The organism is Nostoc sp. FACHB-888 (genome assembly GCF_014696655.1).
Lineage (GTDB): Bacteria > Cyanobacteriota > Cyanobacteriia > Cyanobacteriales > Nostocaceae > Nostoc.
The window spans coordinates 1-10045 of the sequence record NZ_JACJQM010000152.1; the positions used below are offsets into that span (position 1 = coordinate 1).

At 40.5% G+C, this 10045-nt stretch carries 8 protein-coding genes and 4 pseudogenes; 4 read left to right on the forward strand and 8 right to left on the reverse strand.

What is annotated here, in order from left to right:
• Together H6G26_RS41935 and H6G26_RS34215 are read left to right on the forward strand one after the other, a co-directional pair.
• A partial coding sequence (locus tag H6G26_RS41935; RefSeq protein ID WP_190727979.1) for a transposase occupies positions 1-116 on the forward strand: 116 nt, incomplete at its 5' end.
• Positions 117-777: 661 nt separating this feature from the next.
• A pseudogene (locus H6G26_RS34215) lies at positions 778-951 on the forward strand (transposase); the annotation flags it as partial.
• On the opposite strand, the pseudogene H6G26_RS34220 reads toward H6G26_RS34215, so the two are convergent.
• A pseudogene (locus H6G26_RS34220) lies at positions 946-1287 on the reverse strand (transposase); the annotation flags it as partial. The pseudogenes H6G26_RS34215 and H6G26_RS34220 sit on opposite strands and share 6 nt — an antisense overlap.
• Before the next feature lie 53 nt (positions 1288-1340).
• Complete coding sequence (locus H6G26_RS34225; protein ID WP_190735555.1) at positions 1341-1676, reverse strand: AAA family ATPase; 336 nt, start codon at positions 1674-1676, stop codon at positions 1341-1343.
• A 353-nt stretch (positions 1677-2029) separates the two neighbouring features.
• Here H6G26_RS34225 and H6G26_RS34230 point away from each other — a divergent pair, with 353 nt between their 5' ends.
• Positions 2030-3163, forward strand: coding sequence for a substrate-binding domain-containing protein (locus tag H6G26_RS34230; protein ID WP_190735557.1), 1134 nt, complete (start codon positions 2030-2032; stop codon positions 3161-3163).
• A 307-nt stretch (positions 3164-3470) separates the two neighbouring features.
• Here the strand turns inward: H6G26_RS34230 and H6G26_RS43180 are convergent.
• Positions 3471-3647, reverse strand: a pseudogene (locus tag H6G26_RS43180) (deoxyribodipyrimidine photolyase); the annotation flags it as partial.
• On the opposite strand from H6G26_RS43180, the pseudogene H6G26_RS34235 reads away from it, so the two are divergent.
• Positions 3641-4132 (forward strand): annotated as a pseudogene (locus tag H6G26_RS34235) (acireductone dioxygenase); the annotation flags it as partial. The pseudogenes H6G26_RS43180 and H6G26_RS34235 overlap by 7 nt on opposite strands.
• A 199-nt stretch (positions 4133-4331) precedes the next feature.
• Here the strand turns inward: H6G26_RS34235 and H6G26_RS34240 are convergent.
• The 5 genes from H6G26_RS34240 to H6G26_RS34260 all read right to left on the reverse strand — a co-directional run.
• Positions 4332-5006, reverse strand: coding sequence for a hypothetical protein (locus tag H6G26_RS34240; RefSeq protein ID WP_190735559.1), 675 nt, complete (start codon positions 5004-5006; stop codon positions 4332-4334).
• A 723-nt stretch (positions 5007-5729) separates the two neighbouring features.
• Positions 5730-6536, reverse strand: coding sequence for a hypothetical protein (locus H6G26_RS34245; protein WP_190735561.1), 807 nt, complete (start codon positions 6534-6536; stop codon positions 5730-5732).
• A gap of 408 nt (positions 6537-6944) precedes the next feature.
• Positions 6945-8045 (reverse strand): glycosyltransferase, encoded by a 1101-nt coding sequence (locus H6G26_RS34250; protein WP_190735563.1) that lies wholly within the window; start codon positions 8043-8045, stop codon positions 6945-6947.
• 212 nt (positions 8046-8257) lie between these two features.
• The gene (locus H6G26_RS34255) at positions 8258-9223 is read right to left on the reverse strand and encodes a glycosyltransferase family A protein (RefSeq protein WP_190735565.1); all 966 of its coding nucleotides are present in this window, start codon (positions 9221-9223) and stop codon (positions 8258-8260) included.
• Positions 9224-9291: 68 nt separating this feature from the next.
• The coding region (locus H6G26_RS34260) for an O-antigen ligase family protein (protein WP_190735567.1) at positions 9292-10045 on the reverse strand (754 nt) is incomplete at its 5' end.

The window sequence follows — 10045 nt, forward strand, 5'->3', positions numbered from 1 at the left end:
TTGGGTGGCTAATGGGCTGTCGGCGATTGGCCAGAGACTATGAGTTATTACCGGAAACATCGGAGACGTTTATCTACCTTGCCATGATCCGGATCATGGTAAGACGATTAGCATAAAATTTTACCCCCCCAAACTTTTCAAACAGCCTCTTAGCCCTGCCTATCTGGAGCGTGAGAAGTACTTGCACGTTCCAGACGATCTCCGAGTTCATAAGTGCCTACTTTTCACTTTACCAAACTTCCGATCAAGGTGGTTATTCCGTGACAGTAATGGAACAGTCAGCGAAGTACCTATTGAAGGTGATATAGTGATATCAAATGCCTTAGGACTGCGTGATTGCGCGCTTGCTGGTATGGGGCCAGCACTGTTAGCCAACTGGCTCATCGACGAAGATATCGCTCAGGGAAAGCTTATCGACTTATTTGCAAATTATCATGTGACTGCGACGGATTTCGAGACAGCTGCATGGCTTTTATACCCTAGTAAAACCTACTTACCAAACAAGGTGCGAGTCATGATTAACTTTCTAAAACGAAAATGCTCTGACTGCAAATAAGATGGTTGTATTGCAAAAACTTGTAAAAGACAAAAGCTCTGTATAAATCAGAACTAGTTATGCGGTTACTCCCAAAATTTGAGCAACAAATTTTACTTGAGCAACGATGTCTGTTTTTTGAATTCGGCATCACTGTGCCAAAACGGTAAAATTATACGCTAAGGCTGAAACCCTTATCAAATAAGGAAGTTTTGGTTCCAAATCTGTGGCTGGGCGCAACTGTTGTCATGGATAATTTTAGTTCTCACAAAGTCACGGGTATTAAGGAAGCGATTGAAGCCGTTGGTGCAAGGCTAGTGTATTTGTCTCCTTATTCTCCTGATTTTTCACCGATTGAAAACTGTTGGTCAAAAGTGAAAGAATTTTTGCGATCGCTTGCAGCCCCTCAAGCACTGAATGTCTTGTAAAACCGTGACTTCTCGAAAGAGATAGGCTTCTCCCTCTGGGGGTAAAAGATCAGCAACCGCAGATGTTTTACCATTGGAGCGCGTAATCTTTAGGTCAGATTTCGCACGAATTGCCCACGACCATTGATGCTCCTGTAACCATCGGATCAACGCACCGTGTTCAAACCCTCGGTCTGCTAATAATGTTACCGAACATCCCTGCGGTAGCAGTCGCAAAGTGGTTTCTAACACCGGGCAGTAGTCTTCAAAACCGACCGTCGCACTGCCGTGTGACAACACCGTTTGCCCCAAAGGAATCGAGCGTCCTCCCCAAACTAAACATACTTACTGGTGCAGAAAAGTCCTGAATGCTTGATATATGGAGGATTTTACTGGCACTAAGAAAAGCCGAAACACTTGCGGTTTAAGCAGTTCGCAATTGTTTGCTCCCATTGATGCCGGGGTTTCGTCATCAAGGGGTAAATTTTTGGGCGACGTTTACGGACTCGTGATTCACTTCTGCCAGGGCGATCGGGAACAGCCTTGTGAGCGATAACTTTTAATTGTTGTACTAATTTTTGCAGGGCATTGGCGATCGCGCTGTAGGGAATTTTGCTCTCAAATGGATCAAATTTGCCGGAAACAAAGTAGCCACGCTTTGCTGTGATGGGCTTGTAGAGTTCCTGCACTAACGCAGATTTTCCCACTCCAGCATAGCCACATACCAACATCATCTCGACATTAATTAAATTGAGAACTTTCTATGCCTTTGTCTCCTTGGCAGTAGGCTTCGCTAACATTGCCCATTCCGGCTACTCTCTCAACTGCTAGATAAATGCTCTATTTATCAGAATTTGGGGCTTTCGAGTCAAAAAAGCGGCTAAAAAACAACGACGCGCAAAAATAATTTGCGCTTCGCAAGCAAATTGGCAATTTCTGTGATAGTCTTTTTATATGGGAAATCAAAACAGCGAAAGCACAAAAAGTGTTCCAAGAGAAATGATATAAACTCAAAGACCACACTTTCGCCTTGGCAGATGCAATGTTTAAATCCGCTACGGCTTTTTGAAACTAACAGACAAAGCCAATGAAGCAGGATAGTGACCTCCGTAATAACTTAAAGTCCATTAGAACTCGCTTAGGCATGAGCCAACAAGATTTGGCTAACATTGCTAATGTGACTCGTCAGACTATTAGTGGTGTAGAGTCGGGACTATATGCTCCCTCAGTAGCCATAACACTTCGCTTGGCCAAAGCGCTTGGCTGTCAAGTTGAGGATTTATTCTGGTTAGAGCGGGATTTACCTGAAGTTGAAGCAGTTCTTGCCAAACCTCTTCCTAATGGTCAACAACTGCGAGTTAGCATGGCTCGTGTAGGAGGACAATGGATAGCTTATCCCTTGATTGGTAAGGATGCTTTTCGCCAAGATATGATTCCGGCTGACGGTGAAGGTGAGACTTGCACAGGTACAAATAAAATTCGAGTCCGTCTTTTAGACGATAATCTTGACACACTTCACAACACAGTTGTGATTGCTGGTTGTGCCCCTGTAATTTCACTATGGGCAAGAGCCACCGAACGCTGGCATCCGCAACTGCGAGTCCAATATAACTTCGCCAATAGTATGGCTGCATTGCACAGTCTATGCAGAGGTGAGGCGCACATCGCGGGGATGCATCTGTACGATCCTGAAACTGGTGAGTATAATACTCCCTTTGTTCGAGATGTTCTGGCTGGGAAGGAAGCAGTTCTGATTACCCTTGGTGTTTGGGAAGAGGGACTTTTGTTAAAGCCAGAGAACCCAATGGGAATTAGAACAGTTAGTGACTTAGTATCTGGGGGAGCGACTATTGTCAACCGCGAAATCGGTTCTGGTAGTCGGATGCTTTTGGAACAAACACTCCAAAAAGAGCAGATACCGTTCGATGCTGTTCAGGGCTTTGATAATATACTCAAAAGTCACCAAGATGTTGCCCAAGCTGTAGTCAGAGGAGTTGCTGATGCAGGTATGAGTACGGCATCTGTAGCTACCGCCTTTGGGCTGGGATTTATCCCTCTACATCAGTCACGATATGATTTGGTGATTCTCAAGGAATATTCGGAAGAAGCACTTGTACAGCAGTTGCTCAGTACTTTAGGACATCGGATGGTTCACTCCCAATTTGAAATTCTCGGCGGTTACGATATCAGCAAAATCGGGGAAGTTGTAGCGATTGTTTAGAGTGGATTGCAATGGTTAGTTGTGTGGTTAAAGGAATACTTGGCGTAAATTTAAATTCCTCCTGCAACTACTCTTAAGGTATGAGCAACCTTTAGGGAATTACAACAACTGATAATGCTGAATTTGTAATTCGGATTGAATTTGAGTTTCCAGCTTGGAATCTGTAGCTTTCTTTTTTCCAATTGGTATTACTACCGCCAGAGAAATTGTTTGAGTGAGCGGATGGTAATACTTGCAATATTCCTTAAGTGATGTCTTATCGCTATAGCTATTAGTCAGAAAAAACAATAAATGATGCTTCCCAATTTGAAGGTAGCGTTAAGGCTCCTGCAAGTTTAGCAATTTCCTGTTCAGCTTCTGTTAACCCTTCAACATCTTGCAGAGTTTCTACTGGGTTTGCTTTTGGTTTGGTAATCCAATTTTTCCAGAAAGGGGTGTAAACGGTGTAAGGTTGATTGCTATCGGTGTGTAATTGCTCTTGAGCCTCTTGGGATTCAACTCAGACATTACGACCCAGGAACATCGCTTCTCTTCCCCGATATGCTAGACCAGGACGTTTTAACTGAGTTTGAGAAACGTTATTGTGTAGAACTCCATAACAGCGTTTTTGAATTTATTCAGCAAGAAAATGGCGCTCTCTGGTGTGACTTGCTAAATGTACATCCAGGCTCCTTCAATCTTCACCACCTGATAGCAACCTATGGCCGTTACCATACTCATCCTGCTGCTGAACCCCTCTACGTGTTGGCAGGAGAAATGATTTATGGCTTTGTGCGACCTGATGGCAGCCAAGTACAGCTTTTAGTTCAGGCACAAGACTATCTTTATATCCCTGCCGACGTTGAACATTGGTGCAGTCCAACTGCATCGTTGAAATTCAAAGGGATACGCTATTTTGCAATTGCAGAAGGTTGGATTCCAAATTATACAGGTACTCAAGTGAGTGATTCGCTCCAAAAGCCGCGTTAAAGATTATTGCTCTTGTAATCATCTGTGATTGTTATTACTTTATATAGCCCTAAACTCAATGTCCATTGATAACGTTTGCTACTATCTTTTAGAACAGTATCCTGATGTAAAATAAAATACCTAGTACGCCACGGTGTAAATATAGCAACCATCTAAAATCCCTAAAAACCACTTCCCCTTTTCCAGATCCCCTGAAAAGTCACATTGGCGGTGGGTTGCGACGAATTTGGTCTTCTGGCAGAGTAATCAAATTGAAAGCCTGCCATTTGGTTGTAACATACTTGAATTTACCAATACCAAAGTCTTTATTAGTAGTCCAGTTATTCCACCGTGCAGTTAAATTGAACCAGTAATCTCCCCCTTCACTAAGAACATAGCGAGCTTTAGAGCGATCGTCAGGCTTGTTAAAATCATCTACCACAAGTCGAGCTTGAACTGTGGTAAACATCCCCATTACATCAATGGGATTAATAGATGCTCGACCGGGTGGCCAAAAGTGGAAGTTGTAACCATTACCTGCTTTGACAGAGATACTTCCGTCAGACTCATATCTAACATTGGCTGGTCGATTGATGTCCCCTACGTAATCTTCTCTATAGGCAGCACCTTCAACTCTCGCAGAACTTTGGAGAATATGCCACTTTTTATCTGTCTTACTCAGATAGTAAGCCTTAATATTTTTTATCTGTACACGGGTATTAGTTGCTGGATTACCTTTAGACGCTTCATATAATTGTCCCCATGCTGTCATTGCTGTAAAAGTACCTGGATCAGCACTGCCTACACGTGGCCCGGTAGCCCAATTATAAGATAAAGGAACTCCATGTGGTATCCCCTCATGAGGTGGTTGCATATCATAAATGATGGTTTCCATAGAGTTGATTGCTTTGGGTGTCTGTGAATCTACTTTGTAGGGAAAACTGTTAGTAATTATCGCAGTAAATATACATACTATAAATAGTAAAAACTTAATTCTTCTAAAATTGAATCCAAGTATTAACACGGTCTTTACCAAGATTTAGTGCCTAAATATTGTCAGTTTGCAGTCATTTTTATAACACACTGCTTTTTAAATGGCAATTTAAAATAGTAATTATGCAAATAGCACATTTGATAAAAATCACAATAATTTTGTACTATTAAATGTCTTGGTACTCAGTGCTTTCAAGCTAGCCATTCATGGGCGATCACTTTTGTGACTTTGGAGAGAGAAAAATATGACAAAAAAAAAGAATTGAGCCGCGACTTAATTTATTTATGGAGAATAAAAAATGCAAGCCCTATTTAAGCCCCCAGATTTATCTGTGGGGTCTTCAATTTGAAATGAGCAAATTCCTTGTACCCTTTTGCTTAAGCAAGCTAAACGTAGCATCTCGCAGAGAAGGGGCTGACGCTAGGCTGCTGACTCTGTACCCTTTAGCCCACAAGACTTCATGCAGAAATTGTGTTTTTTATTTTGGCGTAAAGATGGCTGTTGCGGGCGCTTTCACACAAGCAAAACCAGCACAACTAATTTTTCGGTAATTCCCCAAAAAATAACCAAAGTCAACAGCCTAGGCTGACGCTGATCCTGCAAATTTAGCTTCTAAACTTGCTGCTACTCAATTGGTGGTGGGTTCTCACGAATTTGGCCTTGTGGCAGAGTAATCATATTGAAAGCCTGCCACTCAGTTGTAACGTACTTAAATTTTCCTATACCAAAATCTTCGTTTGTAGTCCAGTTGTCCCACTTTGCATCCAAATCTAACCAGTAATCGCCACCCATACTAAGCAGATAGCGAGCCTGAGAGCGATCGTCATCTTTTTTAGGATTGTCAATTATAAGCCGTGCTTGAACCGTGGTAAACATACCACGCACATCATCGGAATTAATTGTAGCTCTGCCATTTGCAGGCCAAAAGTGGAAGTTATAACTATTACCAGCTTTGGCTGTAACACTACCATCTGATTCATAACGAATATCTGCGGTTTTATTCATATCACCTGAAAAATCTTCTTTATAAGCCTTTCCTTCAACTTTTGTTGAACTTTGGAGAAGATACCATTTACCGTCCGACTTGCTGAGGTAGTAAGCCTTGATATTTTTTATTTGAACACGGGTATTAGTTGCAGGATTACCTTGAACTGCTTCATATAGCTGCCCCCAAGCAGTCATCGCTTTGAATTTTTTCGGGTTTTTGCTACCTACACGAGGTTTAATTGCCCAATCGTAAGACTTAGGAACACCACGTGGCATCTCCTCATGAGGTGGTTGCATATCTTCAATGATAGTTGCGATTGAATTAATTAGTTTTGGACTCTGTGCATCTACTATGTTAAGAAAGCTGCAACTAAATGTTACGGTAATTAGACATAGAAGAAACGGTAGTACTTTGATTTGCCGACAACTAAATTTATTTGCCATGAGCTTAATTTGAATTTACTGTGTCTACGTACATTAATAGACTTCTTACAAAAATCTCAAAAATGAATATTTAACCTCTGATAAAGTCCGATGGTAAGCACTTATGTACAAGGGCTAAAATTTAAGTAGCTATGATAAGATACTATTTTCTAAATGATAATTTTTAAGAGTTATTACACAACTGGCACAAGGCACTAAATAATAACAATACATTTGTAGTTTTAAGGCTGAGTATTTTTAAAAAGTTATTGCCTGAATTGTTGCCAATTCAGGCAACAGGATTTCAGATTGTAAATGAGGATATTGCAAGACTTGCTTAGAATTAATTAACGGGCTAATTTTGATATAACATTTATTTCTACAACCACATTTGTGGTGGACTAGCCCTAGCTTTTACGACACAATCAGTCAACCTATCTGCAAAACTTGAGAGTACTCTTCTAGCGATCGCTCTAGCGAAAACTCCTTCCCTCGTTGCTGAAGTACGTTTGAATCCAGTGGTGACTCCAATGTTTCCAGAATGGCAGTTCCCAATCCTGAGGCATCGCCCACAGCTACTAACTTGCCATACTTGCCGTTCTCCAGGATTTCTAGAGGGCCGCTTTTGCAATTCGTCGCCACAACCGGTGTTCCCACCGCCATTGCTTCAATCAATACACTCGGCAACCCTTCAAACAGCGACGAGAGAACAAATACAGCAGAGCGAGCCATGTATGCGTAAGGATTGCTGACGAATCCGGGCAAGTCCACATCCTCAGTTAAACCCAATTCCTGAATCAGTTTCTTTAGTGATGCCTCTTCCCCTTCATCATCACCTAAAATGACCAGTCGAGATGGACATCGTCGCCGCAACTGGGCAAATGCCCGAAGTAATGTGGGAAAGTCCTTTTGCTTGTTCAATCGTCCCACGCCCAAGATCACAGGCGGTTGACCTGGAACAAACCAGGGATGATCAACTTCTTCCTGAGCCTTCTGAAACACATTAGGGGTAACCACTGGATTGGGTATCACCTGAATACGCTCTACCGACACACCAATCTGCACCAAGTCTTCAGCAACGCCTTGAGAAACCGGAACTACCGCATCCGACCAGGGAAAGAACCAGCGTACTAATTGCGGCATTATTCTAGTTTTCAGTTGCGTTGCATTTTTGGCATCTTGCGAAATTGTATTTTGTACATTGACCACTAAGCGAGTTTTGCTACCTGCTAAACGTCGTGCGCATAGTGCTGCAATATTAGTATCATCTAGGGTTGAAAGCATCACCGACGGTTGCTCCCGTTGAAAATAACGTACTAGGGCTGGAAAACACTGCCACAGCCTCCCTCCGCCCAAATTGACTACCCGAACTTCCGGTGGCAATTGCGACAGATAAGTACCTTCCACTTGCAGTAAAACTAAATCCACCTGAATACCTTGCTGCGAAAACCCCCGCGCCAGATTTAGCATTGCCCTCTCCGCACCGCCACCATAAAGTCTGTGAACAAAAATAGTTAAACGTTTAAACATCTCTTACGCTCCTCATGTGTTGTTACTTAGTAATTACAAATCGGATTCATACAAATTTTATTTAATCACACATAAAATTACTATTTTATATGCTATGAAATTTAGTTTTTAGAAGGTTTTTAGTAGCTTTTAATCTTGTCAAAAACCTTTGGATTTTTTTCACATAAGCTTATTACTTCCTCAATAGCTCTCATTTTTACATCTTAAAATATTTAACGTTTATTTAAGCTATCCCGCAGCCAAAATACATATCCAACTGGAAAACAAATTAACCATAAAAATTTAGCTTCCCATGACTGTAAATTAATTAGTTGTTGTCCTAAGTTTTTTTGTAAATGAAAAGAGGAACGACTGTAATTAATCGCAGCTTTTAAAAAAGCAAAAGGAGAAAATATAAAGTAGCGTATTTCTACATCTAGCATATTTTTACATACCAAGTTTAAACCTGTAGGATTTTTCGATGCAGAGCTAGTTTTTGTGAGTTGACTTGGGCCACCATTAATGTAATAGATACGTAAGCATTCGTTGATGTACCTTGCTTTGTACTTCTGAGTAAGGTTAGACCAAACAATACTCTCCGGAATACAAGGTGTAGGATTAATAGATGGCTCTGGAAAAGGAAATTCTTGAAAAACAGTAGTAAGTTGAAAGCCCCACTTTTCACCAGTTACCTTATATCGGTAGTGGACCTCAGAGTAGTTAGAATCAAGTGGACTAAAAGGATATAAATCCCCAATTAAGTTTCCCTGTGGGTCTTGGCACAAACAATCCACACCAGAAAAGCTACTTTGTTCATCCTCAGGAATAGCATCCCAGTGATATTTGAAGCGTTCTAAAGCTACTGGTATACAGGCATCATCAGAATCTAGATTTACTAAGAATTTCCCTTTTGCTAACCTGGCTGCCTTATTATATGCAACATGCTTGCCACTATTCTCTTGAAAAATATAGCGAATTGTAAATTTAGCATCTTCTTGCCACTTTCTCACAAGGCTTGAAGTATTGTCTGTTGAGCCATCATCAATAATTAACCACTCAAAATCTTGAAAAGTTTGATGTTTTAAACTTTCATAGACTCGACTGATTGTAGAGGCTCTATTATAGGTAGGAGTAAAAATGGTAAACGTATACATATATTTTTCATCTGGCAAAATAGATTTTTGATTGTCAGCGTCCATGATTGTATGCAACTCTAAAAATAGAAATAATGAGTATTGAACTTTTAGATCGTCATTTACTTAAATAGCTATGATTGATTGTAGCTAATGACTGTAATAGGTTGAGTGAGCACGGTAGTTGTAATCATAGAATACATTACCCAAATAAAATAATTAGGGTCTGTGAGGCTATTTTCAGTGATATTATAAAGAAATAAAAATGTTAAATAAATAATAGGATATAATCCTATCGATTCAGAATTAAGGCGTAACCAAGTTATCGCTCGTAAGCAATTTTTAATATAAGTTGAGAGGAAGAAAAAGAAACCCACTAATCCTAATTCTACAGTTATATCTAAAAAACCATTATGGGAATGTGGCGCCATAAAAAATGTCTCATACCAAATATCTGCTGAATCACCCTCCATATCGTGCCAAAATCCTTTATAACCATAACCTAGCCAGGGATACAGAGCTATTTTGCTAATTACAATTGCCCAAATGCCAGTGCGGCCAGTGAGAGTTAAATCTCGTCCTAAAAAACGCACAATAGTCTCCGCATTACTTACTAAAAATATAGCAATGCTTCCTACACTCAATATAATTAAAATGAACAAAGGTAATATTATATTATGGTTTGATCGCAAAGCTCTAAACATAGGCACAAGAGCAAGCAGAATTAAAGCAATCAACAAAGCACTTTTAGAAGTAGATAAAATAACTAGAAGAATAGATATACCTAAACCCAACCATAAGATCCGATGACGTTTACCGTTGTCTAATGCTGCTAGCAAAAACGTCATTATACTCATTACCATAATCCTGGCAAATAGATTTTTTTGA

Excerpts from the sequence above, each read along its gene's own strand:
- H6G26_RS34225 (WP_190735555.1), bottom strand. The coding sequence starts at position 1,676 with ATGATGTTGGTATGTGGCTATGCTGGAGTGGGAAAATCTGCGTTAGTG.
- H6G26_RS34230 (WP_190735557.1), top strand. The coding sequence starts at position 2,030 with ATGAAGCAGGATAGTGACCTCCGTAATAACTTAAAGTCCATTAGAACT.
- H6G26_RS34240 (WP_190735559.1), bottom strand. The coding sequence starts at position 5,006 with ATGGAAACCATCATTTATGATATGCAACCACCTCATGAGGGGATACCA.
- H6G26_RS34245 (WP_190735561.1), bottom strand. The coding sequence starts at position 6,536 with ATGGCAAATAAATTTAGTTGTCGGCAAATCAAAGTACTACCGTTTCTT.
- H6G26_RS34250 (WP_190735563.1), bottom strand. The coding sequence starts at position 8,045 with ATGTTTAAACGTTTAACTATTTTTGTTCACAGACTTTATGGTGGCGGT.
- H6G26_RS34255 (WP_190735565.1), bottom strand. The coding sequence starts at position 9,223 with ATGGACGCTGACAATCAAAAATCTATTTTGCCAGATGAAAAATATATG.